A 26038-nucleotide genomic window follows, 5' to 3' on the forward strand; every position below is an offset into this window, starting at 1 on the left:
CTTGGCAGCCCTTTTGCTAACGCACTGGAACTGACGATTGCTAACTATGCTAACGGAACCTGTAAAAGCTAACACGTGCAAACTTAAATGAAGGATGCAATCCGGTAGTAAACGAAACACCGAAGAAGCCGACTATAGCAACAGATTCGCATCAAGCCCGATGCTCCTGAAGCCCGCGGTTAGCACCCTCACGCGCTTCCCACCCGCGGCACAAAACCCGTGCGCTACGAGGCGAAGCGGGCGGCGAACGGGATGGGAGATGCGGCGGCCGAGGGCAAAACCGTCACGTGCGGCGTCATGACGGGCTCGTTCGCGGCGCCGGATTCGCGAAGCGCGCGGCGGATGCCGGCGATAACGGCACCTCGTTGGGCCATCTCCGGCGTCAGCGCGACATAGCCGGCAGGCTCCCCGGCGGCGGAAGCCGACATGCCGGACAGACGCACCACCGCGGTGTTGTGATAGACGGCGGGCCACCAAGGGGTTTGCGCGCCATCGTGCGCCATATCGCGTTGCGCCTCGTCGGCAAGCAGCAGAATCGAGCGGCCGAACGCGCGCTGAGCGCGGAACAGCGCGCCGGCGATCCCGTCGGCGATAGCTTCCGGGTACGCCATGGCGCTCGGGTCGTTCGGCGTGCTCACGATGGCCAGCTTCGTGCGCGGGGTGAGCGCACGCTCCAGGGCGCCAAGGTCGGGCAGCATCGTTTCCTCATCCAGCGGGACCTCGACCAGGCGAGCGCCCCGATCCTCGACGAGCGCACGACACATCTGGCCGCAAGGCGCAAACGCGAGCACCTCATCCTCGGGCTCGAGCACCGCATCCACGAACGCATTGATAGCGCTGTCGGCGCCGCCGGTCATGACGATGTCGGAAGCGGCATAGGAGGTGCCGAAACGACACTCCAGCAAAGCAGCAACAGCCGACGACGCGCCCAGACGTCCTTGCGTGAACTGTGAAACGAGCATTTCCCTTCCCTCCTAAGCGCAATCCGCGCACTATGAGACAACCCCGGCGCATACGGCGCAAGGGACAACGCCGCGCCTTCGCGACGATAACCACAACAATGGGGAAACATATCGAGCATCGAGTCATAACGCATGCCCGATGGGAGAAATCAGAAATGCTCAAGCCGAGCAGGATGCTTTCGCAACGATGGGGATTGTAGCGCACACCGCAAGCAGAAAACACCCCTGAGCGCCGATTTCCTCGCAAGCGGAAAAGTCGGGGTAACACACCGTTTCCGCAGGTCAAACACCCCTATAACCCGAAAATAGGGATAGGTTTTTGGAAAGATACCCCGATTCGCACTAGCGTTTCGGCATCGCAAAAAAAGGGTGCATAAGCGGCCTTTTGAGCTGCCTGCCGCCTCTCGGACAAGAGAACGAACAGGGGACGATGGCGAGTTCACGCGAACGGTTACCGGGTGAACAGGGGACGGAGGTGTGTTCACGGAAACCTTTCGAGAACGCGAAGACCCAACGTGAACACACCTCCGTCCCCTGTTCACCAACACTGGGCCGTCAATGCAGTTTGACACTGAGAGTAGATGCAGCCTTTGAGCAGGTTTGCGTGCGGGTAAAGGCCATGCGGTAGAATCGCAGCACGTCGTTGCCGCAGATGAAAGGATCGGAGCCAGATGATGGACGGCAAGCCGCCTGAATTCTCGCGGCTCACCCTCATGTGCCGCGACCATGAGATCGCCGAACTCACCTGGAACCACGACCGCCAGGCCGTCACCGGCAAAACCCATATCTTCGATGCAAGCCATGCGCCGCTCATGTCAGTCGACCCGCACGGCAGCATCACACGGGACCGGCTCTCGACCTGGTTCAAGAACAGGAGCATCCCCGACTTCCGCCCCGATGCCGTCGAGCGGCTGCGCGCCGTCGGCTTCCCGTCGGCCGCCTCCCTCATGGCGTCCGGCTTCGGAGCATCGCTGTCCGACCAATACTGGATCCGCCCGGCCGGCTCGGTTTCCACATGGCGCGACGTCAACTGCTTCGAAAACGATTTCAGCGAAGAGCTCGGCGAGCTGCTGCTTCCGCACGACGCTTCATCTGTCCCCTCTCTCATCGAGAAGATCAGGGGCGATGCGGACATCCTCGCCTCCTCGCCCGATGCGGCGCTGAACGGCAATCTGCCGAAGCGCTGGACGATCGAAGGCGGACAACGGGTACTGGTCAAGTCGGGGCGCGCCTCCGGAAGGTTCCAAGAACCGTTCAACGAGAAGATCGCCAGTGTGCTGTGCTCGCAGCTGCTCGACGAGGGCGGCTACGTCGCCTACGAACTCGAGGACGGCGGCTTCATGAAGTGGGCCTCCCGCTGCAAGCCCATGACCGACCAGGCAACCGAGTTCGTCCCGGCCTATGCGCTGCTTTGCGCGTCGAAACGCCCCTCGGACCTGGGGCTGTACGATTTCTACGTGTCCACCTGCGCCGCCCACGGGCTCGACGTACGCAAAGACGTGGAGAAGATGCTCGTAATCGATTACCTCATGGCGAACTTCGATAGGCATTGGAACAACTTCGGCGTGCTCATCGACAGCGAGAGCAGGGAGTGGCTCCGCGCGGCACCGATATTCGATACCGGCGCCGCCCTCTGGTGCGACCGCGAGCTTGCCCAGCCCTTCAACGGCTACACGACCCCGCGCGCCGGCATGATGCGGCCCTTCGCCCGCAGAATCGATGACCAGGTCGAACGGAATTGCCGCGACCTCTCCTGGCTCGACCCATCCGGGTTCAAGGATTTCTCCGAGCAGGCCTGCGACATCCTGCTCGGCAATCCCTTCGTCGCCAACGAACCCGGCAGAATCGACAAGATCAGGGCCGCCATCGACCTGCGCATCAAGGCGCTGACCAGACATGCCCACGAGGTCCGTCACAGACGCGATTTCATCGTGCCCGACATGGGCGCCGCCGCGTCGGACGCAGCAGCGAAGCAGGCAGAGCGCCATCTGTGTTTTTCGAAAGCCGAGACTCGTACGAGCCTCTGAGCATCGCAAAAAGGCTGCATATACGGCCTTTTGGGCTTCCTGCCGCTTCTCGGGCACGAGAGCAAACGGCGCCGCACCGCTTATGCGCTAGCGCAGGGCTGGCTATAGGGATTGCCGCAAAATCGCCCTCGCGTGAATATACCGAGCATGATAAGATGAGAACGTACCAGCGAAGCCCGGTGGGATTAAGGGTCACGGGCGGAGCCAGTATTAACGAGTTAGGGTCGGTTGCCGCCGGCCCTTTCTATTTCTCCTGGACTTCGTCCACTCGCTTATTTTTCTTCCGCCCACAAAGGTCGACAGCCATAAGAAGCACTGCCAACCAATTCGGTAACACCGACAAGATGAAACTCAGAATTTCTTTCAGCATAAGGCATCGCCTCTTCCTACATAGGTCGAAGCTCCGCCCGCGTTGGACTTCGCTGGCTTCGCTAGTATAGCAAATATAGTACATGTGTTCTATCTATTCGATACCTGTGAGCGTCATTCAAATGCAACGAAACGCTCCTCTGACGCGCTCAGCCCTGGCGGTCCAAGACAGGTGAACAGGGGACGGAGGTGTGTTCACGGGAGATACCCAGGAACACAAGGAACCATCGCGTGAACACACCTCCGTCCCCTGTTCACCCCTCGCCGCCCGAAAGGGCTTCACCCCGCAATGCGCGCAGGCGCAAGGTTTTCCGCGCATCAAAAAAGGACCGCGGAAGCGGTCCTTTCGGTTATGCAAGCTGTAACGCCGAAGCGGGGCCTAGCCCTGGTACCCGTACAGGTTGCCTTCGCCCGTGTACTGCACGTCGCCGTTGCCGGAGACGATGCGGCCGACGCGATAGGTCTTCTCGCCGGCTTCGACCAGAGCGGCCTCGACTTCCTCGGCGCGCGCGGGGTCCACGATCAAGATCATGCCCACGCCCATGTTGAACGTCTTGAGCGCCTGCGGCTCGGACAGCTCGGCGGCGTCGCACACGTACTTCGCCACGGCCGGCACGGGCCAGGTGCCCAGGTCAACCTGCGCGTCAACGCGCTCGTTCAACGCACGGTTGAGGTTCTCGGAGATGCCGCCGCCCGTGATGTGGGCCAGCGCACGCACAGCGCCCGGGCACGCCTTCAGCGTGCCGAGCACCTGCTTCACGTAGATGCGCGTAGGCGCGAGCAGCGCGTCGGCCACGGATTGGCCGTCCAGCGCCTCCACCGGCGCCAGCAGCTCTTCGCGGCTTTTGCCCTCCACGCACACCTTGCGGGCCAGCGAGTAGCCGTTGGAATGCAGGCCCGAGGATGCCAGGCCGATGAGCACGTCGCCCTCGGACACGCTTTCGGGGTCGAGCATCTTCGGCTTGTCGACCACGCCCACGGTGAAGCCGGACAGGTCGTAGTCGTCGGGATCCATGACGCCCGGGTGCTCGGCCATCTCGCCGCCGATGAGCGCGCAGCCCGCCTGACGGCAGCCCTCGCCGATGCCGGCGACGACCTCGGCCACGTGCTCCTTGCGCAGCTTGCCGATGGCGATGTAGTCCAGGAAGAACAACGGCTCGGCGCCGCACGCCAGGATGTCGTTGACGCACATGGCCACCAGATCGATGCCCACCGTGCCGTGCTTGCCGGCCAGCTGGGCCACCTTGAGCTTCGTACCCACGCCGTCGGTGCCGGAAACCAGCAGCGGCTCGGCCATGTCCTTGGCCGCCGCGATGCTGAACAGGCCGCCGAAGCCGCCGATGTCGCCGACGACCTCCGGGCGATACGTGGAGTGCACCGTCTCCTTGATGGCGTCGACGGCGCGAGCGCCCTCGGCGGTGTCCACGCCTGCTGCCTGGTACGTAACTTCCTGCTTCGTCACTGGATGCTCCTTATCTGATAGGCGGGAACCCGACCGACCCTGCGGCCAGCGTTCCCGCACCGTTAACCTGCTAAAACCCGAACACTTCGGGGACGTACCCCTATCTGCCCGGATTCGCGCGAACCGCGGACAACTGGCGCCGAACGCACCTCCGTCCCCCGTTCGCGATCAGGGACCCGTTCCCGTCCGCCCAACTCCGGACACTTAGTGCTACGTCCCCGAACTGTCCGGCGTGCTTGCGCTTGCTAGACGCTGACCTGGGTGTTCTCGGCTTCTTGCGCTTCCTTTTCGTAGGCGGCGGCGAAGTCGGCCTTGGTCATGAAGCTGTTGCGCGCGGTGTAGGCGGGGATGTCCACGGGGTACTCGCCCGAGAAGCATGCCTCGCAGTAGCCCGGCGTGCGCACGTCGGGCAGGCTGTCGCGCAGGCCCTGCAGGCTGATGAACGCCAGCGAGTCGGCGCCCATCCACTCGCACATCTCGTCGTTGGTCATGTTCGCTGCGATCAGCTGGTCGCGCGTGTCGGTGTCGATGCCGTAGAAGCACGGCCACATGACCTCGGGGCTGACGATGCGCATGTGCACCTCGGTGGCGCCGGCGTCGCGCAGCATCTCGATGAGCTTCTTCGACGTGTTGCCGCGCACGATGGAGTCGTCGATGACCACCAGGCGCTTGCCGCGGATGACGGAAGGCAGCGGGTTGAGCTTCAGGCGGATGCCCAGCTGGCGCATGGCCTGCGTGGGCTGGATGAACGTGCGGCCCACGTAGCGGTTCTTCACGATGCCGTCCGAATACGGGATGCCGCTTTCGAAGGCGAAGCCCATGGCCGACGGGATGCCGCTGTCGGGCACGCCGAGCACCAGGTCGGCATCGGCCGGCGCCTCGCGGGCCAAGATGCGGCCCATGTTGCGGCGCGCCTGGTAGACCGACTGGCCGTCCATAATGGAGTCGGGGCGGGCGAAGTACACGTACTCGAAGATGCAGCTGGCGCGCTTTCGCGGCTCGACGCCCTGCTCGGAGGTGACGCCCTCCTTGTTGAAGCGCACGATCTCGCCGGGCTCGACGTCGCGCACGTATTCTGCGCCCACGATGTCCAGGCCGCAGGTTTCGCTGGAAACCACCCAGCCGCGATCATCGGGCAGCTTGCCGATGCACAGCGGGCGGATGCCGTTGGGGTCGCGGAACGCGTACAGCGTGTCGGGGCTGGCCAGCACCATGGCGTAGGCGCCCTCCATGTACTGCATGGCGTAGCGAATGCCCTCGCGCAGATGATGCGTCTTCTGCGTGACGCTGCCGATGGCCTTGGCGGCCACCTCGGAGTCGGTGCCCGCGCGCAGCTGGATGCCCTCGTCGATCAGGCGGGCGCGCAGGCTGTTGGTGTTCACCAGGGTGCCGTTGTGCGCCAGCGCGATGAGGATCTCATCGATGGCCGAGATGTGCGGCTGCGCGGCCTCCCACGACGCCGCGGCGCCGCTGGTGGAATAGCGCGCGTGGCCCACGGCCACATAGCCTTCGAGCGCGGCCAGGCGCGACTCGTCGAACACCTGGGTGACCAGGCCCAGGTCCTTCGACACCATGATGGTCTCGCCATCGCCCACGGCGATGCCGGCCGACTCCTGCCCACGGTGCTGCAACGCCTGCAGGCCGAAGCACGTCATGCGTGCAACGTCCTCGCCGGGGGCGAACACGCCGAACACGGCGCACTCCTCCTCCAAGCGGTCGGGGCGCTCTCCCGGCAGAATCGAGGTGCTCATGCTGCTGTCTCCTTTGCCGCTTCGCTGACGGCGGCCACGTCCTCGGGGTTGATGCTGCTATCGTCGGCAACGGCGCTGCTTGCCGCTGCTGTTGAACCGGATTCGTACGCGAACAGCACCCACCGGCCGTTGCTGGCCAGGTTATCGCAGGTGGAGAACGCGAACGTGTGCTTCATATCGGCGGCGGAGGGAAGGCCCGCCACCGCGACCACGGAGCGGTCGACCTTGTCCTGCACGTAGGCCTGGCGCTCCTGCTCGTTGGCGAACGCCGTTTGAGCCAGGGGATCGTCAGCCGCGCAATGCACGATGGAGAAGGTGGTGAGCTGGTAGTTCACCGTAGGCGTGAACACGTACACGGTGCGATGCCCGTTGAACGTGTCCGCGTCGCCGAAATCGGCGAAGGGCGAGAACATGGAGCCGTCGTTCATGTGATGGCCGTACACGATGTTGTTCGCATCGGAGAAGTCGGCGGCGTTGGCCGCGGACAGGAAGATGCTGCCGAACGACACCCAGCTGGTCTGCCCGTAGAAATCGGTTTTGAGATAGTGCTCGTCGTCGGTGCCGTGCACTATGGGGAAGTTGACGGTGGTGCCGGGAACGTAAATCCACCCCACCACGTCGGGGTTGATGGCTCGCAAGGCGTCCCAGTCGACGGTGAAGCTTGCAAGGTCCATGCGCTGAAGCGCGGCGGCATCGGGGGCGTTGAAGCCGATCTGCTCGAGCTGCTTGTTGTTCTGCTGACCGTGCCAATAGCCGTAGCCGATGAAGGCCAGCGCGCCGGCGGCGCATACGAACACGATAAGGGAGATGACGAAGACGACGTGCCACACGCCGCCCGAGCGCTTGGGCTTGCGCCTGCCCTGGGAGACGGAAACAGGCCGCACGGGACCTTGCCCTTGCGGGGCCGCGTGCGCGCCGCGCGATCGTGCGCGGTTATGCTGGTATTCGGACAATTCTCGCCTTCCCAAGCGTCGGAGCGCGCAACGCACGCAAGGACGCCTCCGCAGTAGCTCGGAAACCTCATCTACCTGTTACATAGTACGAAACATCCCCAGGTCGGGGGACACGCCGCCGGCGAAATGCCCCAAATCAACGCAGGATGTTCGAAAAACCGCCCAGCACCCGCGCCGAAAACGCAAGGGAGCGCACCATGCGCAACGCACGGCACGCTCCCCCGCCTCGGACTGCCGCTAGGCATTCCGCGTTCGGCTTACTTCTTCTTCATCTCGTCGAGAAAGCCCTTCAAGATGAAGCCGATGATCACGATGACGATGACCGCCACTATAACCGGAATAGTCCAACTTGGCATGATGCAACCCCTTTTCATCTATATATACGTCGGCCGACTCCTAAACCGGCCGACGCCCTGCACCCAATGTGGTTATCGAGCAATAGTACCGCGCCTTCACTCGCCGTGCAACCGCACCTCGAGCGCGTCGTTGATGACCTCGAGCGCCTTGACGCGGGCGAAGCGCTTGTCGTCGGATTCCAGCACGATCCACGGCGCGAACGGCGTGGACGTCAGGCGGAACATGTCCTCAACCGCGCTTTTGTACTGGGGATACTTGTCGCGATTGCGCCAGTCCTCGTCGGTGATCTTCCACTGCTTCGCAGGGTCTTCCTGACGGGCGCGGAAACGGGCAAGCTGCTCTTCCTGGCTGACATCCACCCAGAACTTCAGCAGCACGGCGCCCCAGCGCACAAGCTCCTGCTCGAACTCGTTGATCTCGTCGTAGGCGCGCGCCCACTGGGCATCGGTGGCGAAACCCTCTACGCGCTCGACCAGCACGCGGCCGTACCAGCTGCGGTCGTAGATACCCACGTGCCCCGCCTTGGGAAGGCGCGTCCAGTAACGCCACAGGTGAGGGTGGGCAAGCTCGGGCTTGGTGGGCGCCGGGCTGGGGAAGATGGTGTAGGCGCGCGCATCGAGGGCCTGGGCCACGCGCTTGATGGCGCCGCCCTTGCCCGCTGCGTCCCAGCCCTCGAACATGAGCACGAGCGGGACGCGCGCCTGGTACATCTCCATCTCCAGCTTGTTCAGGCGCTTCTGCTGCTTTTTCAGGCGGTCCTTGTACTCTTCGTGGTCGAGGACCAGGCTGTGATCGACCTCGTCAAGGCTGGGAACCTTATCCACGATGCGGAAACGGCTTGCTCGCGGGGCGTGCGCGGCCTGCGCCGCCGCCTGCGCCGCGGCGGCTTGCGCGACGGCCTGCTGCTGCTCGGGGGAACGACCCTCCAGCGGGACCTCCTCGGCCGCGCCGGAGCTGTTGGCCTGCGCCTTCGCAGCGGCCGCAAGGGCGGCGGGGTCCTTCTTCGCATGAAGCGCCTTGTCGAGCGCGTCGACCAGCGTCTCGGTGATCTTGAGGTTGGCGCGGCGTTTGTCCTCGCCGTTGATCAGGTGCCACGGCGCATAGGAGAAGTCGCTGCCCTCGAGCAGGTTGTCGTACAGGCGGTACGCCTCCTCGTATTCGCCGATGGTGGCCATCTTGCCGTCGGACACGCGCCAGGCGGTGGCGGGGTCGCGGCGCAGGCGCGTCAGGCGCTTGCGCTGGGCTTCCTTGGTCACGTGGACGAAGAACTTCACCACCACGTAGCCGTCGTCGGTGAGCTGCTTCTCGAAGTCGGCGGAGCTGGCAAGGGCGCCGCGCAGCGCATCGATGTGGCGCTCCTCGGCGGCCTCGCGCACGGCGCGCGCCACGGTGGCGCGGGGGTGGAGCACCTTGCCGTTTTTGATCTTCACCTCGCCGAACTGGGTGTAGAGCATGCGCTGCACGGCCGAGGTGTACCACCCGCGGTCGTAGAAGGTGATGGTGCCGCGACCGCCGAGCGCCTTCCAGAACTGCTGCATCATGGGATAGAAGCCGCCCACGCCGTGCTCGGCGCCCGCGAACGACGCCGCGTCGACGGCGTTGAAGTTCTCGGTGACGTACACGCTGGTGGCGCGGGCGTCCAGGTTGTACATAAGGTCGGAGATGCGGCTGCCCTTGCCCGCGCCGTTCCAACCTTCGAACAGCACCACGAGCCCCACGCCGGCGGCGCGCGCCTCCTGCTGCAGCACCACCAAGCGCTCGGTGAGCGCGTCGCGGCGCGCCTTGTACTCTTCCTTCGGAAGCGGTTCCTCAGAGAAATCGACGGTCTCCAGCATAGGCGGCCCTCCCCTTCACAATCGATACCATCCCGCACGGCTAGCGGCCCCATATAGCGCGACGGCGCGTGCAGCATGGCGGGAATCCTTGCCTTCATGCTAGCACACGCCGAAGCGGGAACGGCGGCGACGGGAAATCGTAACCAACCGTTGACTTTAGCTGCGACGCCGGCGCATCGCGACGGCTGCCGCAAGGGCCGTCAACGCCGCGACAAGCGCTGCGACCCCGGTTGCCGCGGCACCGGTCTTGGCGGCCGCGTCGCCCGTTTGCCCGAGCGCTGCGGCCACGGAAGCGTTAGCGGAGCCGGTGCCGGACGGCGAGCCGTTGGGGTCGTCCGGGTTGTCCGGGTTGCCGGAGCCCGAATCGCCCGAGCCGGGTTTATCGGAGTCGGAGCCCGGATGATCGTCGGAATCGGAACCCGGGTTCGACGGATCGGAGGAGTCGGGGTTATCCGGATTGTCCGGCTTGTCTGGATTGTCCGGATCATTGGGCCCATTCGGGTTATCCGGTTTGCCCGGGTTGTCGGGGTTGTCGGGGTTGTCGGGGTTGTCGGGCCCGTTCGGGTTATCCGGGTTGTCCGGATTCGGGCCAGGCCCAGGTCCGGGGTCGGGCTTGTCGGGATCCACCGGATCCGGCCCAGGCCCAGGCTCGGGGCCAGGACCCGGAGACGGCGGATTGACCGGACCAGGATCGGGCGACGGCCCCGGGTCCGGTCCGGGCTCGGGCCCCGGACCCGGCTCAGGACCAGGCTCGGGGTTGTCGGGACCAGGCCCCGGTTCGGGGTTGTCCGGATTATCCGGCCCGTCCGGGTTGTCGGGACCATCCGGATTATCCGGCCCAGGTTCGGGCCCCGGTCCGGGATCGGGGTTGTCGGGGTTGTCAGGCCCATCGGGGTTATCGGGGCCCGGCCCAGGCTCGGGGTTGTCGGGGTCGGGGGTCGGACCGGGATCCGGATTGTCAGGATCGGGATCGGGACCCGGCTCAGGCGGATTCGGAGGATCAACCGGGTCGGGATCCGGGTTGTCGGGATCGGGTCCCGGACCAGGATCCGGGTTGTCAGGGTCGGGGTCAGGAGTCGGACCCGGATCGGGCTCCGGCTTCGCCTTCACCGTAAGCGTGCCCGGCACGATGGTCGCGGCGAAGTTCGGATTGTCGACGCTCGCAGTAATAGCGTATTCGCCAGCCGGAGACCGCTCATCCGCATCGCACGAATAGCGCACCTCCGCCCCATCCGTGCTCGCACGGCTCACCAAACTGCTGGTGAAGGCGGGGTTGGCTTCCCCTTCCATGCGCTCGGCGTCGTCGACCGCCACCAGAAGCTGGGCGGGCGCAACCGAGATGGTCAGCTCCACGTCATCAGCGGCAAGATAGTTGCGGCTCTCGGCCGCGCGAGCGATCACGCGCGCGATGCCGGCAGCGTTGATCGTGGCATAGCAACCCTGCAGCGAAACGGGCGCGTTGCCGTCAGCGTCCTGCACAAGTTCGAACGTCACCGGAGTCTTCGCCGTGTTCTGCAAGACGACGCCCGGCCCGCCGAACACGCCGGAATACGACGTCGGTCCCGTGATGGCCTGCGGCGCCTTCGCTATGACGAACGCGGCCTTCTGCTCCCCGATCAGGTTCGGGTTCGCTACCCGCGCGGTCGCTACGTAGCTGCCGCTGTCGCGCGGAGCCTCGGAGGTCGGGCCATACACGGTGCCGTCGACGCCCTCGTACGTCACGGAATAATCCTGCTCGCTCAGCCCGTGCGCATCCACCTGCACGCCGTGGGCATTCCCGTCGTACACACAATCAGCTGCTGCGATGTCGAAGGAAACGGGCTTTTGCGCGATCGCGAACTCGGCGACGGCACGCCCGACGTACCCGTTTGCGGCCAACCTTGCCACCACCCGATACGTGCCCGCATCCGCGGGAGCAGTGATGCCGGAATAGCGCGTGTCGCCCGTTCCCGTGAAGAACAGCCTGACGGAGTCGGCGCACTCAGCCGGGACACCCTTAAGCTCGGGGGCCTGCGGCTGGCCGTTGTACATGAAGTTTGCCTCGGCGAACGACATGTCCACCTTCTTCGGCGCCACTGTTAGCGCGAAGCGAGCGGTACGCGTCTGACCTGCGGAATCGGAGCACACGATATCGAAGCCGAACACTCCCGCGCTTTCCGGCGTTCCCGCGATCCGCACCGCGCCGTCCTCGGCAACCTCCAGGTGCAACCCCTCGGGCAGCGTGCTACCGGGCGCAACCGCATACGTATAAGGCGCGGTGCCGCCGGTGGCGGGCTTGAAATCCCCGACGTATTCGCTATGAGCAGTCGCAACGGGCAACCCGCATGCGTTGAACGCCAGGTCCTCCCGCTTGGCTATGGACACTTCAGCCCGATCGGTCTCGACGGACGTCACCGTGCCCAGATACGTTTGCGTAACGCGGCAATAGTACGAACCCGCATCCGCTACCGCAGCGCGATCGAGCGTCAGCGAAGCAGACGTTTCGCCCTCAAGCGCCACGTCCTCGCCGCCATCGATCACGCGGAACCACTGATAGCCCAGCTCGTGCGACGCCGCGGCCCCGCACGAAACCTCCTCATGGGCAAGGATTTCCTCGGCGGCATCGGCCGCAACCAAAAGCGTTGCCGTTCCGCCCTCGTGCACGCTAGCATCTTGCGGCTGCGCCTTCACCACCGGCTGACCCGCGCGGGCAAACGAGAACGCCAGCCGCTGCGGCGCCTCGATGCCGTTCAAGGTGACGCGGCAGCTTCCGCCCTGGTAATCGGCGATGTCCAGCTCGACGGAATCCGCGATCGAGCCGTCACGCACGTCGGCCACGGTCGCGCGCTCCAGGTAGCACCCGTCATAAGGCGTCGCCGTGAACGAGGCGCTGCCGCCCTGGGGCACGGCCGCGCCGACCGGGTCAACCGTGCCGTTGATCGCCGACGCCTTCACCTCAAGCTTGGGAACCTCCGCAAACCGCGCCGTCACCGTCACGTCGTCTTCGGGCGCGAACGTCCAAGCCGCATCCGTGCTCACCGGTCTGGAACCCACGGCGCCGTCCTTCCCGATTGAATACCAGCCATCGAAGACGTAGCCTTCATCGGGCACGGCGCGCAACGTGCACGAGGAGCCGTTCTCCACCTTGTCGACCAGGGCGCATCCCCACTCATCGTTTTCCGACGAGCCATCAACATACCCACCGTCGCGCGGATCGACCGCCACAACGTTCCACGAATCCCTTACGTAGTACGCCGTGTAGGTCTTGTTCGCCACCGCCGGCCGCACGATGATCGGGCTGAAGCCCACCGGCGCGCCACGTTCATCGATCCAATAGCGGAACCTCCAGCCGGGGAACGGGATGGTCACCATCCACGTCGCCGTCAGGTAGCCGTCGCCGGTGAAGGGGACCACCGTGGAGAAGCCCGCGCTGGCCGGATACGTGTCCACCTGCAGGTCGAAGCCCGCGTCGTAGAACACCGCCGTCAGCTGCATATCCTGCTGGGCTATACCCACGTACACGGCGTTGTAGCTCAAGATGGCGCCCGCGTCGTCGATCCAATGCGAGAAGCGATAGGTCGACCACGGGATGGCCATGGCAACGAACGGGTCGCCCTTGTCGCAGGTCTTCGTGGCGCTTGTCAAGCCGTTTCCGCTGGTCAGGAATGCCTTTCCGCGCAAAATGGAGCTTTGGGACGCGGTGATGGTGACCTGCCCGTCCGCCTCGAACTGCGCATAGTACATCGCATCGGACTTGGCCTCGAAGCTGAGCACCTCGTCCGTGCTGACCACGACATGCCCCTCCCGGTCGGAGGTCCACCCGACGAACCGGTAGCCCAGGCCCGCAACGGCGTTGAGCGTGACGGTTTCCCCCGCCCCGTAGGCGCCGGTGCCCCGCACGCGGCAACGGCGGTTCGTGGACTTACCCTTCACCACCGGGGTCGCCTTGACCGCAACCTCGTAGGGGTCGGCGAACTGCGCCTCAAGCTCCAGCACGCCGTCGTCTATGGCCTCGACCAGGTCCTCGTCGAGCACGAACCACGTATCTGCGTCGTCGGCGAAATGCGTCTTCGAGCCGTCGGCCCCCACCAGCTGCCAGCCAACGAAACGTCGGTCGTCGGTCTGCCGCGCCTGAATGTGCACCACCTGGCCGAACTCGTACACGCCCTCGCCCGAAAGCTCGCCCACGCCCTCGACGTTCGAGCTCAGCGACACGCCGTAGGAGTTGCGCGTGAAGCACGCGGTGTACGCGGCATCGCCCGTGACGGTCACCGTGCAGTCGGGAAGGCCGCTGACCTGCGCGCCCTGCGCGTCGCGCCAGCAATCGAAGGTGAAGCCGGGCTTGGCCGTGGCCGACAGCGTGGTGCGCTGCCCCTCGTCGAAGCCGCCGAAGCCGCTCACGTAGCCCGCCTCCGCCGGGGAGGCGATGGTGCTCACCGTGAACGAACCCATGCCGAACACGGCTTCCAAGTCGATATCCGCACTCACCGGGAAGCGGTACGTGGCATCGGTGGACAGGCACGCGCCACCGCTGAACCAGCCGACGAAATGCGCCCCTGCGGCCGGGACGGCGCTGACGCACGCCACCTCGCCCGCGGCGTAAGTGCCCGAGCCCGCGGCGCTGCCATAGCCTTCACCTGCGGAAACGTTCACGGTGAACTGCTTGGCAGCGAACACGGCGGAAAGCTTCGTATCGCTTGAGGGTACCAAGCGGTAGTCCGCATCGCGGCTCACCACGTTGCCCTTGGCATCGGCCCAGTATTCGAATGTATAGCCCGAAAGCGCATGGGCGGAAAGGTTCGCCGAATAGCCGGCGCCCACCGTCCCGGCGCCTTCGACCCAGCCCGCCGACCGGTTCTCGACCAAGTTCCCGTCCGCATCGGCCACCGCCGGCACCGCCGACACCTCGTACGAGCGCTCCTCGAAACGCGCCACGTGCACGTGGCTGCGCATCAGGCGGCACGTGAACTCCGGCTCGAAGGACTCCAGCTCGCCGGTAGCGGAATACCAGCCCGCGAACTCGTACCCGGGCGATGCCTGCGCCTTGAGCGCGACCTCCGCGCCGCGCTCGGTGAACACGCGGCTGGCCCGCACCGACCCGCCGTCGGCAGGGCTTGCCACAGGCAGGCAGACCACTTCGTAGGGCTTGAACGCCGCCGTGACCGTGCACCGCTCCGAGCTGGGGGTCAGGCCCTTCGCCACCACTTCGCATTCCATATCAAGGCTGGTGAAGATGCCGTTCACGTACCAGCCCCAGAAGAAGTACCCCGTCTTCGGCTCGGCCTTCAAGTGCAGCGTCTGGCCCAACGAGAAGGAATCGGTGGCCGGGGTGACCTCGATGCCGTTGCAGGTGACCGTTCCGCCAAGCCACGTGTCGGCCGCGATCACCACCTCGGGCTCCGCGCCCTTGAACACCGCCTTGTACGTCTGATCGCCCGTCACGCGCACGGTCAGCTGCTGCTCGGGATGCTTCTTGCGGTTGCCGTCCTTCCAATGGGCGAACCGGAAGCCCTCGTTCGGGTTCGCCTTGATGGTCACCGTGCTTCCGTACTCCACCGTGACCGCGTCGACGCCGGGATGCCCCTCGATCTCGACGGTGCCGCGTTCGACCAGGAGGGAATCGGTCTCCACGCTTATGCGGTAACGTTTGGGGACGAACACCGCGCGCACCACCGTGTCCTGCTCGGGAGTGAGCTCAAGGTGGTCGGGGTCCGTTCCCATGGGAACCCCGGAATCGCCGAGGTACCAGCCCTTGAACGTGAACTTGTCGCGCACGTCGTCGGCAAGCTTCACGGAAAGCGTGACGAGCTTGCCGCTTTCGCAGTAGCCGTCGCCGGTCACCGTGTACTTGCCGGCAAGCTGGTCGACGGGCTCGGCCACCACGCTCACCTTGCATAGGCGCTGGAAGCGGGCGGTCACCGTGCAGTCGGCCACCGGTGCGAACGTATAGGTTTGGTCGTGCGAGGCGAACGTGGGCGCGACGTCGGCGGCACCGTAGCTGATATACCAGCCGTCGAACAGGTAGCCCTCGCGGGCCTCCGCCGTGGCGGTGACGCTTTCCCCTTCAGGCACGTCGAGCACCTCGCCCACGCTTTCCCCGTTTTTGAGCGCAACCGTCCCGCCCTCGACGGGATCGGCGGCTGCACGGACGGAATGCTCATCCTTGCCGTCCATCACGGCCGTGACGCGCCCGTTGCCGTCCACACGGTACTCGCACACATCGCCGCGGTCGATGACGGTGCGCCCCGAATCGTCGGTTTTGCGCCACTCCACCAGCTTGTACTTCTTGTCCGGGTCGTCGGCGCGCGCCGCGGGCAGCGCCGTGAACGTGAGGATATCGCCATCGGCCGCCCTGACCACGCCGCCCTCCACGGGCACGCCGTCGCAGAGCACCTGCGCGCCCTCGCTAGGGTCGGCGCCCACCATGATGGTGCGGTCCGCCTTGCGGAACTTCGCCACCAGATGTCTGTCGACCTCGGCGGGGAACACGTACACGGGCGACTTCGAGACCTCGATGCCGTCCTCGAACCAGCCGACGAACGCGTAGCCCTCGCCTTCCGTGGCGATGACCTTCGCCTCCTGGCCCTGCCGCGGCGTCTGCACGTCGGGCGTGGCGTTGCATCCGGTGGGGATGCCGGCATCGACGCCCGTCACCTCGGCGGACGTGGTGATGCGCACGTTGCGCTCGAACACGGCCGTCATGGCCACCACCTCGGGCGTTGCGTCGGTGATGCGGATCTGCATGCGCTGCGACACGGAGCGCTCGACGCCGTCCTCCTTCCAGCACACGAAGCGATAGCCCGGGTTGGGAACGGCTTCAAGCTCGGCGATGGTGCCCTCGAAGTGGATACCGCCGCCGCGCACGATGCCGCCCTCCGTGGGATGAGCGGTGGCCACGATCTCGACCGAATGGTCGCCGTGGGGCTTGTTCGGGTCGTTGTCGTGCTTGTGATGATCGAAGATGTCCTTGATCTCGGTGAGGACGTTCTTGCCGATCTGGGCCAGCTCCTCGATGGTCTCGGCGCCGGCGATGTCGATCATGGCCTGCGCGATGATGGGGTCCACGATCTCGCCCAAGCCGTACACGGCGGCGACGATCCCCACCGTGCCCAGCACCGCGAGCAGCGCGATTTGAAGCGCTTCGAACGCCTCGTCGTCGTTTTCCGCCACACGGAAATGCGCCACCAGCTCGGTGTCGCCGGTCAACAAGAACGTGTACGAGCCATCAGACGCTGCGGGAACTGTGTTGCCCAGCGCGTCGGTGGCGTAATCGAACACGTAGCCCGGCTCGGGCACCGCGTTCACCGTCACCTGCTGGCCGACGCCGTATAGGCCCGAGGTCAAGAAGTAGCCAGGGGCGTTGCCGTCCTCGTCGGTGCCGGCGACGCTCAGCACCACGCTCGCGGGAATCGCCGAGTACCAGGGCGTGAGCTCCATCTGCGCGGATTCGTTCGCGGGCTTCGCGACTTCGTATTCGCAGGTTGTCTGATCGCTGATGGCCACGGAGTCGTCGCCATCCGCCGCGTACCAGCCCACGAACTGCGCGTTGTCAAGCGTCGCGGAAAGCTGGACGGTCTCGCCGACGTTGCGGTAGCAGTTCGCCGCATCAACCTGCAGATGGGCGTACGCTTCGGAATGATCGGTTGTTTGAGCAGGGTTGATATGCACCCCCACTTCCTTGAGGGAGAACCGCGCCTGCAGCGCAACGTCGCCCGCCGGCGTGAACTCGTACACGGGGGATTCACACACGCGCTCGCCCGTGGCGGCATCGAACCAGCCGGTGAAGACCGTGTCGTCATCGAGCATGCCCAAAGCCTTGGCGTCAAGCATGACCGTCTGGCCGCCTTCCGCGGAAAGGCTGCCCGTCACCTGTGGGACCTCCACCCCTTCCATAAGCGTCCGACCGCCCGTATCGAGCGTCTGCTCGTAGCTCACCTCGCAGGGAACCGGCTCGAACGTAGCGGTGTAAAGCGGTGACCGTTTCACCAACGCATTCGTCTGATCAGCGCTTTCGGCGTTCACGACCAGCTTCGCCCCGCCTTCAATGGGCTCGCCGTCGCGCAACCAGCCGGAGAAGGCAAAGCCCGCATTCGGCGTTGCGGTAAGCGTGACCTGGGTTCCTTCTTCATACATACCGGCGCCGGAAACGCTGCCCCGATCGGGCTGCGCCGACGCGGCGCGCACGGCCACCCACGTCTGCGAGAAGTCGAACGCGAACCAGCCGGTCACCTCGTCGAAATCCTGAACCCGATACGCGTACGACGCCTCGGTAGACATCAGTTCGCCGCGATGCATCCAGCCCAGGAAGCGGCACCCCTTCGCCGGGATCGCCGAAAGCTTGACGGTCTGCCCCAGCTCGTACGTGCCCGAGCCGCTCACCGTGCCAAGCGCCAGGCCCGACGCGCTTTTCGCGGACACGTTGACCTGTCCGTACTCCACCAGCACGGCGATGGGCGTCTCGCCGACAACGGCTTCGTATTCGATGGTGTCGCCGGGGCGGCTTCCCAGATAGTGCCCGTCAAGCAAGCTCTCCCAGTGGTCGAGGTGGTACTTCGCCGCATTGTATTCGCAGGTCAGCGTCACATGCTTGCCCGCATACGTCGTGAAGCTCGTCCCCATGTCGCGCCCGTCGACCATAACGCTCGCCCGCGCGCCGATAACCTGCCGCCCGTCGGCGCTGCCTAGGCGGACCTCGGGCGCCACCTTCGCCTTGTCGGCGAACACCGCCGTCAGCAGCGTGTCGCGTTCCACCGTGAACTCGTACCACTGGTCCTCGGAAAGGATGTTCCCTTCCTCGTCGGTCCAGTAGGCGAACGTCCTGCCGGGCGTGGTGGCGTTGGCCACTACCACGCAGGTTTCGCCGGGCTTGTACTGACCCGCGCCGGTCGCGCTGTCCCCGGAAGAGAGCGCGCCGTCGTAGCGGATATCCACCGCCAAGTCGGTGTTGCCTCGTTCGCGCATAGGCTCGGCAGAGTACGCGTCAAGGTACACCTCGCCATCGTCATAGGTCATATGGATGCGCTGGCCGTGGAAGCTTGAGCGGAACAGGTACCCGTCATCGGGGTACACCTCGATGAACTGGGCGAACGCGCAGTTCTTCAAGTCCTCATAAGCAAACGAGCTCCTGCCGTAACCGTGGTCGAACGTGACCTTCATGCCGGCAAGGGAGACCTTTTCGTCCTCGACGTACTCCATGACGCTGGGGTCGCACTCGATCCGAAGGCTCTTCATGCACTCGACAACGCTGACGGGGGTTTGGCCGTTGCAGCTTTCCCAGTTCCGCTCCGGAATGCCCGACCGGTACAGCCCGACCAAGCTCGACGGAACCATCACCTGCATCCCACGCTTGGGGAACGAGTCGGAGTCGATAAGCACCGCATGGTTGCAGCGGAAGTACACATAGTCCATGTTCGTGTCGGCGAACGCCCGGCTGGGCAGCTCCTCAATCTGCGAGCCGCTCGGCAAGACCAAGCCGCCGTCAAGGTCCGACCCGGAGAAGCACGCGTCGCCCAGCTGACTTACCGACGTGTTCGTCTCAAGGCCCGTCACGTGCAGGTTGGGGCAGTTGGCGAACGCCGCGAAGCCGACCGAGACGATCTGCTGGTTTTGCCCCAGACCCGTGTCGGAAAGGTTCTGGCACCCCTCGTACGCGTCGGCGGGGATAGACGTCAAGCCCTTCACATTCCCCAAACCGGTGGACTCAAGGCCGCTTTTCATGAAGCAGGCTTCCCCCAAAGCGCCGATTTCAGCGGGCTTCTTAATGGAAAGGCTGGTCAACGAGGAGCAGCCGGCAAACGCCTGCGCGCCGATCGAGCCGATATGCATATCCGAGAAGCTGATGAAGGAGAGCTTCGCGCAGGCGGCGAAGGCGAAATCGCCTATGGAATCCAGACGGTCGTTCTCGAACCGCACCGACGTCAGGCTCGTCGAGCCCTCGCACAGGCCCTTGGGGATGTCGGCAACGTGGTAGTCGATGATGAGGTTCGTGACGTCGCGCGCGGAGATGGCGTTGCGCTCGGGGTCGTCCTCGTCGACGGGCTTCGTCAGATTGCCCTGCTCGTCGCAAGCGCACACGTACCCGCCGGCCATAAGCTTGCCGAACGCGTACAGGACCCCCTGCTGCGCCGGATCATCGTCGGCGGCACGCTCGGCCGGATCGTCTGCCGCATCGGCGGCGTTGGAGCCAGTTTCGCCGCCTTCGGGCGATGCGGCGGCTTCGGAGCCCGCTTCACCATCTGCAGGCGAAGAGGCATCGGCGCCTTCGCCAGCACCCTTGTCGGCCGGCGACGAGGCATCGCCGGCAGCGTCGCCGTTCGAGGCCCCGGCGGCGCCATCGGCGTTCGACGCCGCTTCGCCCATGCCCTCCAACAACGCAGAACCCAGATCGCCAGCCAACGTGGAGGGGGACCCGCCGGCAACCGCCGCATCCTCGGTGGCACTGGCAGGGATGGGCGTGAACGAGACCACGAGCGCCACGGAAAGCAGCACTCGGAGAAGGGCATTGCAAATAACGACGCTCTTCATGGAAGGCACCTTTCAACTGCGTCTCCGACCCGCGGAACGCAAGGGAATGCATACCTTATATTGTAAGGGATGGCAGGGCCCCGCCACACGGAAATCGGCAGCTGAAGGCAGCTGCCAACCCAGCCCGTCACCTTCCCCTCCCCGACGAGTGAACAGGGGACGGAGGTGTGTTCACGTTTGATCTTCGCGCGCCCACAACGTAACGTGAACACACCTCCGTTCCCTGTTCAGGGCCTCACTATACTGGAATCCCGGCCGTAACAAGCCGCCATGGACCCTCCTTCCCCGCCTTCCCCGCCCTTGAAGACGGCAACGTTAAGGGAGCGTAAAATCTTCGCCCAGAAACCGTCGGCGCCGCCCGCGCACGTCAAGCGAAGGCCCGCAACCTTTATCATGGGTACGGCTCACTTCACGCCGACGCAGCGCGCCGGCGTCATCGCAAAGCGGGACCGGCGCGCAGCGCCATCGAGGAAGGATAACGGCAATGCCCACCTACGGCGTCATCGACCTGGGGTCGAACTCCATTCGCCTTGTCATCTACGAAGTGAAGGACGATCGTCGCAGCACCTATTCCAGCAAGGACTTCAAAAGCATCATCAACGACAAAGTGATGGCAGGCCTTGCCGCGTTCGTGGAAGACGGTATGTTCACGCCCGACGGCGTGGACCGCGCCGTCAACGTGCTGAAAAGCCACATGAAGCGCGTGCGCTACTTCGGCTGCAAGCGCGTCGACGTGTTCGCCACCGCCGTGCTGCGCAACGCCGTGAACTGCGCCGACGCCATCGCCGAGATCGAGCGCCGCTGCGGGCTGGCGGTCACGCTGCTCTCGGCGCGCGACGAGGCGCACCTCGGGTTCGTCGGCGCCCGTTGCTCCACCCCGCTCGAACGCGGCACGCTCGTCGACATCGGCGGCGGCTCCACCGAGCTCACCCGCGTCGAAGGCGGCATCGACAGCGACGACGTCAGCCTGGGGCAGGGATCGCTGTCGTCGTTCGCGCGCTTCGTCCGCAACATCCTGCCCGCGCCCATCGAGATGGACGCCATCGCCTGCGAGTTCCGCAGCAACCTGCGCAAGCTTCCCAACCTCGAGCCCTACAAGGCCCCCACGCTCTACGGCGTGGGCGGCTCCACGCGCGCGGCGGCCAAGCTGGTCCAGCAGCTCGACGAGCTGCAAACGCGCCCGCGCGAGGTCCAAGCCGAGCAGGTGCAGCAGATCCTCCGCACTTGCCGCGAAAACCCCTCAGCCTTCGGGCACACAGCCCTGAAGGCCTCCGCCGAGCGCGTGCACACCATGGTGCCGGGCTGCGTCATCTTAGCGGAGCTGTTCCGCCACCTTGGCGCCGACAAGCTGGTGATTTGCAAGCACGGCGTGCGCGAAGGGTACCTGATCGAGCGCATGCTCGGGGCCGTGTCGGCACCCCCGCAAGCGGATTAACCCCACCCGAAACCGAATCGTTACCTTTTTCACCCCATTATTTCCAGCCTGGTGGCGGATTCGGCCGGTCGCAGCATCAAAACAGAGTAAAATATGAGTTGAGGGGACGTGGTTGTTGGGGAACCGCGCCGCCCTGTCGTCGAACGTTATGCAATCATCGATTCCACTTGACCGCTCACAAGCGGCCGCACTCGCATCGAATCAACGAACACGCATCGCCCGACGCACGTTTCACTTATGACGTCGAGGGAAGGGAACGCCATGAAAGCAAACGAACCTATCACGCACGCGGGACACACGCCCTACATGCAGAACCGCGAGCTGTCGTGGCTCACGTTCAACGAGCGCGTGCTCGACCAAGGCGCCGATGAGACCGTCCCGCTGCTCGAGCGCCTGAACTTCATCAGCATCTTCTGGTCCAACCTCCAGGAGTTCTTCATGGTGCGCGTGGGCAGCCTGACCGACCTGGCGCTTCTGAAGAAGCAGGTCCTCGACTCGAAGACGGGCATGACGCCGGCCGAGCAGCTGACCGCCATCCACAAGCGCTGCCACGAGCTGTATCCCGTGCAGGAGCAAACCTACGCCGAGGTGCGCGAGGCCCTGGCCGCGCACGGCGTTCGCCACCTGCGCCCCGCCGATCTCAACGACGAGCAGCGCGCCTTCCTGGCCGACTACACGGCAGCCAACATCATGCCGTTTTTGTCCCCGCAGATCATCAACTCGCGCCACCCCTTCCCCCACCTGGAGAACGGGTCGCTCTACGTCATCGTGCGCCTTGACGAGGAAGTAGGCCCTAAGAAGCCCAAGAAGAAGGACAAGGCCAAGGACGGCAAAACCGTCAAAGCCGCCAAAATCCATCCTTCCGCCGAGGAAAGCGAGAACCTGGGCGCCGAGGGCGTCACCGTGGGCATCCTGCCCATGCCGCGCCAGTGCGCGCGCGTCATCAAGCTGCCGGGCGAGGGCTTCCAGTTCATCCTGCTCGAGCACGCGGTGGAGATGACCGCCGAGCAGGTGTTCAGCATGTACACCGTCAAGCACACCAACGTCCTGTGCGTCACGCGCAATGCCGACCTGGATGCCACGGAGAACACCGACGAGTCCGACGAGGATTACCGCGAGCACATGAAGCGCATCCTGAAGAAGCGCGGTCGCCTGGCACCGGTGCGCCTGGAGTCCGAGCGCCCGCTTTCCAGCGTGCTGCAGGAGCTTCTGCTCGATCGCCTGAACCTCAAGCCGCATCAGACCTACGTCACCAGCGTGCCGCTCGACATGAGCTGGACCTGGGGTCTTGGCAGCAACCTGCCCGAGCAGGAGCGCATGGCGCTGTCCAATCCCCCGTTCACCCCGCAGTGGCCGGCATGCCTTGACCGCAACCGCTCCATCATCGACCAGGTCTGCGAGCGCGAGGTGCTGCTCAGCTATCCCTACGAGTCCATGGACGCGTTCGTGCAGCTGCTGCGCGAGGCCGCTGCCGACCCCACCGTCATCTCCATCAAGATCACGCTGTACCGCCTGGCGCGCCAGTCGCACCTGGCTGAGGCGCTCATCGCCGCCGCCGAGTCCGGCAAGCAGGTCACCGCGCTGTTCGAGCTGCGCGCACGCTTCGACGAGTCCAACAACATCGAGTGGTCGCAGCGCTTCGAAGAAGCCGGCTGCAACGTCATCTACGGCTTCCGCGATTACAAGGTGCACAGCAAGATCTGCTGCATCACGCGCCAAACCAAGAACGGCCTGCAGTACATCACGCAGCTGGGCACGGGCAACTACAACGAGAAGACGGCGAAGCTCTACACCGACCTGAGCTTCATCACCGCCGACGAGACCATCGGCCGCGATGCCACCGAATTCTTCCGCAACATGCAGCTGGAGAACGCTTCCGACAACTATGACATCCTGTCCGTGGCGCCGCTGCAGATCAAGCCCGGCATCATCGCCAACATCGACAAGCAGATCGCTCTTGCGCGCGAAGGCAAGCCGTGCGGGCTGTTCTTCAAGACCAACAGCGTCACCGACAAGGACATCATCGTCAAGATCGCCGAGGCAAGCCAGGCGGGCGTGCCGGTCACGCTTCTCGTGCGCGGCATATCGTGCCTGGTCCCGGGCGTGTCCGGCTACACCGACAACGTCCGTGTGGTGTCCATCGTGGGCCGTTTGCTCGAGCACAGCCGCATTTACGGCTTCGGCCCTCGCGAGGACATCAAGATCTTCCTGTCCAGCGCCGACCTCATGACGCGCAACATGGAGAAGCGCGTTGAGATCGCCTGGCCCATCCTTGACGAGGGACTGCGCAACCAGGTGCTCGACTACGTCGCCACGTGCCTGCGCGACACGGCGAAGCTGCGCGAGCTGAAGGCCGACGGAACCTATACCAAGCTCGGCGAGCTGGCCAAGCCCGATGAGCCGAAGTTCGAGTCGCAGGACTTCCTTATCAAGGAGGCGCAGCGCGCCCGTGCAGCCGCTGCCGAGGCCAAGGCCACGCACAACGCAAACTCCCGCAAGCTCATGAACGAGCAGCGTCAGGCGCAGATGGCAGAAGCCGAGGCCAAGGTGGAGGCCGTGGCGAAGGCGGAAGCCGCCGCCGCAGAGGCCGCCAGGGAGGCAGAAGCCGCCCATAAGGCCGCGCTTGAGGCCGAGGCCGCCGCGAAAGCCGCCGAGGCCGAAGCTGCCGCAAGGCCGCAAGCGGCGCCGCAGCTGCAGGCTACCCCCAAGCCCGCCGAGGCCGCAGCCCAGCCCGTGCCGGTGAAGGCTCAGGTCATCAACGAGCCCATGCAGGCGCCCAGCCACTCCGGCATCCAGCGCCGCCCCGAGAAGCCCAGCCTCCTCGCCCGCGTCCTAGCGAAGTTCATCCGCTAGCCAAGAAGCCCCGCTCGCCAAGAAATGGAAGGCGGTTCAGAAACCCCGCTCACGCGGGGTTTCTTTTTGCCTGCGAAGGCCGTATGTGGGCGGTTGCGGCAGCGAATCTGGCAGCTGGGCCGCCTGCGTGGCCGAAGGAGCGATACGTCTGCGTTTGGTTGGAATGGGTTGCGGTATAGGCATATTTTGCAAGCCTTTGACCTGGGGAAATGCTGATGACGCTTGTATTGCTACCTGGATATGTCCCATTCAAACGCAGACGTATCGATGGTTTGGCGTGGCGGATGGCGAGAAGAGCGGATTCGCGAACTCGAGGACTCGGCTGCGGACGTATCGGGGGCGCAAACAAAGCAGGGCCGACCCCGCGAATCGCGGAATCGGCCCTGGTGGCATGGCTTCTTTCGCCGCTCAGCCTTTATAGTTTCTATCGCTGCCCGGCCTTTAGGCTCGGGCGGTCGGAAGGCCCGACGCGCAACGGCGCATACGTTCGCCGCTTAGATTTCCCAGCACTTGGCGTGGTCCTTGTTGGGTGTGCGCACGTTTACTTCCTGGTTCTTCAGGGAAACGCGGCTGCCCGCAGGCACGCTGGAGATGACGAACGCGCTGCCGGCGATGATCGAGCCCTCGCCGATGACGGTCTCGCCGCCCAGCACGCTGGCGTTGCTGTAGATGGTGACGTCGTCCTCGATGGTGGGATGGCGCTTCACGCCGGACAGCGCCTGGCCGGCGCGCGTGGACAGAGCGCCCAGCGTGACGCCCTGGTACACCTTCACATGGTTGCCGATCGTGGTGGTCTCGCCGATGACGACGCCGGTTGCATGGTCGATGAAGAAATACTCGCCGATCGTCGCACCGGAGTTGATATCGACGCCCGTGCGGCCGTGGGCGTACTCGGACATGATGCGCGGGATGAGCGGCACGTCCTGCACGTACAGCTCGTGCGCGATGCGGTACACGAAGATGGCGAAGAAGCCCGGATAGCTGAAGATGATCTCTTCCTTGCTCTGGGCGGCCGGGTCGCCGTCGAAGGCTGCCTGTACGTCAGTCAGGAGGATGCGCTGGATTTCAGGCAGGCGGCTGAAGAACGTGGCGCAAATCTGGTCGACGCGCGCGTCCAGCTCCTCCGTTGCCAACCCGCCGCGGAACAGCAGCGCCTCGCGCAGCTCGCGACGCAGCGAATCCTCGATGCGGATGAGCGTTTCGCCGATGAAGTACTCGGGGTTGATGCCCGTGGGCGTTTCGTCGCCGAAGTAACGCGGGAACATGACGCGGCGCAGGTCCTTCACGATGTTCACGATGGCAAGCTTGTTCGGGAAATGCTTGTTCGGGTCGGTGAAGAAGATCTCCTCGCGCTCGCTGTAGTTTTTCGCGATACCTGCAACGATGTCGTTCAATTGATCCTTGTCCAGCATGATGCCTCGCTCTCTCGTCTGTGAGCGCCTATATGTCTGGCCCCATCTTATCACGGTTGTCTCTAGACATAGTAGGCATTTCGGTTACAGACCGATGTGATGCGGCAGCGTCTGCGCCG

The 26038-nt window shown here is 64.8% G+C and carries 10 protein-coding genes; 3 read left to right on the forward strand and 7 right to left on the reverse strand.

Going from position 1 to position 26038, the window contains the following annotated elements; translation table 11 throughout:
- Nucleotides 1-224 precede the first annotated feature (224 nt).
- Entirely contained in the window at nt 225-962 is a 738-nt protein-coding gene (locus Q0G75_RS01045; protein WP_294415310.1) for an aminotransferase class I/II-fold pyridoxal phosphate-dependent enzyme, read from the reverse strand.
- 671 nt (nt 963-1633) lie between these two features.
- Between Q0G75_RS01045 and Q0G75_RS01050 the strand changes: the two genes are divergently transcribed.
- Nucleotides 1634-2989 carry a hypothetical protein gene (locus Q0G75_RS01050; protein ID WP_294415313.1) on the forward strand — a complete coding sequence of 452 codons (1356 nt, stop codon included), beginning with the start codon at nt 1634-1636 and terminating at the stop codon, nt 2987-2989.
- Between the two features lie 748 nt (nt 2990-3737).
- Here the strand turns inward: Q0G75_RS01050 and purM are convergent.
- The 5 genes from purM to Q0G75_RS01075 form a co-directional block, all read right to left on the reverse strand.
- Complete coding sequence (gene purM / locus Q0G75_RS01055; RefSeq protein WP_294415315.1) at nt 3738-4820, reverse strand: phosphoribosylformylglycinamidine cyclo-ligase; 1083 nt, start codon at nt 4818-4820, stop codon at nt 3738-3740.
- Nucleotides 4821-5065: 245 nt separating this feature from the next.
- On the reverse strand, nt 5066-6571 hold the full coding sequence (gene purF / locus Q0G75_RS01060) for an amidophosphoribosyltransferase (protein WP_294415317.1): 1506 nt from the start codon (nt 6569-6571) through the stop codon (nt 5066-5068).
- A complete protein-coding gene (srtB, locus tag Q0G75_RS01065) occupies nt 6568-7455 on the reverse strand; it encodes a class B sortase (protein ID WP_294415321.1) in 888 nt (295 codons plus the stop codon). Before srtB ends, purF begins: the two co-directional genes overlap by 4 nt.
- 521 nt (nt 7456-7976) lie before the next feature.
- On the reverse strand, nt 7977-9716 hold the full coding sequence (locus Q0G75_RS01070) for a hypothetical protein (protein WP_294415324.1): 1740 nt from the start codon (nt 9714-9716) through the stop codon (nt 7977-7979).
- 156 nt (nt 9717-9872) lie between these two features.
- Nucleotides 9873-20219: a leucine-rich repeat protein gene (locus tag Q0G75_RS01075; RefSeq protein WP_294415327.1), complete on the reverse strand. Its 10347-nt coding sequence runs from the start codon at nt 20217-20219 to the stop codon at nt 9873-9875.
- A 484-nt stretch (nt 20220-20703) separates the two neighbouring features.
- Here Q0G75_RS01075 and Q0G75_RS01080 point away from each other — a divergent pair, with 484 nt between their 5' ends.
- Nucleotides 20704-21654: a hypothetical protein gene (locus tag Q0G75_RS01080; protein WP_294415328.1), complete on the forward strand. Its 951-nt coding sequence runs from the start codon at nt 20704-20706 to the stop codon at nt 21652-21654.
- Between the two features lie 261 nt (nt 21655-21915).
- Nucleotides 21916-24507, forward strand: coding sequence for a polyphosphate kinase 1 (gene ppk1 / locus Q0G75_RS01085; protein WP_294415330.1), 2592 nt, complete (start codon nt 21916-21918; stop codon nt 24505-24507).
- A gap of 494 nt (nt 24508-25001) precedes the next feature.
- Here the strand turns inward: ppk1 and Q0G75_RS01090 are convergent, their stop codons facing one another.
- Complete coding sequence (locus Q0G75_RS01090) at nt 25002-25919, reverse strand: hypothetical protein (protein WP_220240817.1); 918 nt, start codon at nt 25917-25919, stop codon at nt 25002-25004.
- Nucleotides 25920-26038 lie beyond the last annotated feature (119 nt).

This window comes from uncultured Senegalimassilia sp. (assembly GCF_934636665.1).
Classification (GTDB): Bacteria; Actinomycetota; Coriobacteriia; order Coriobacteriales; family Eggerthellaceae; genus Senegalimassilia.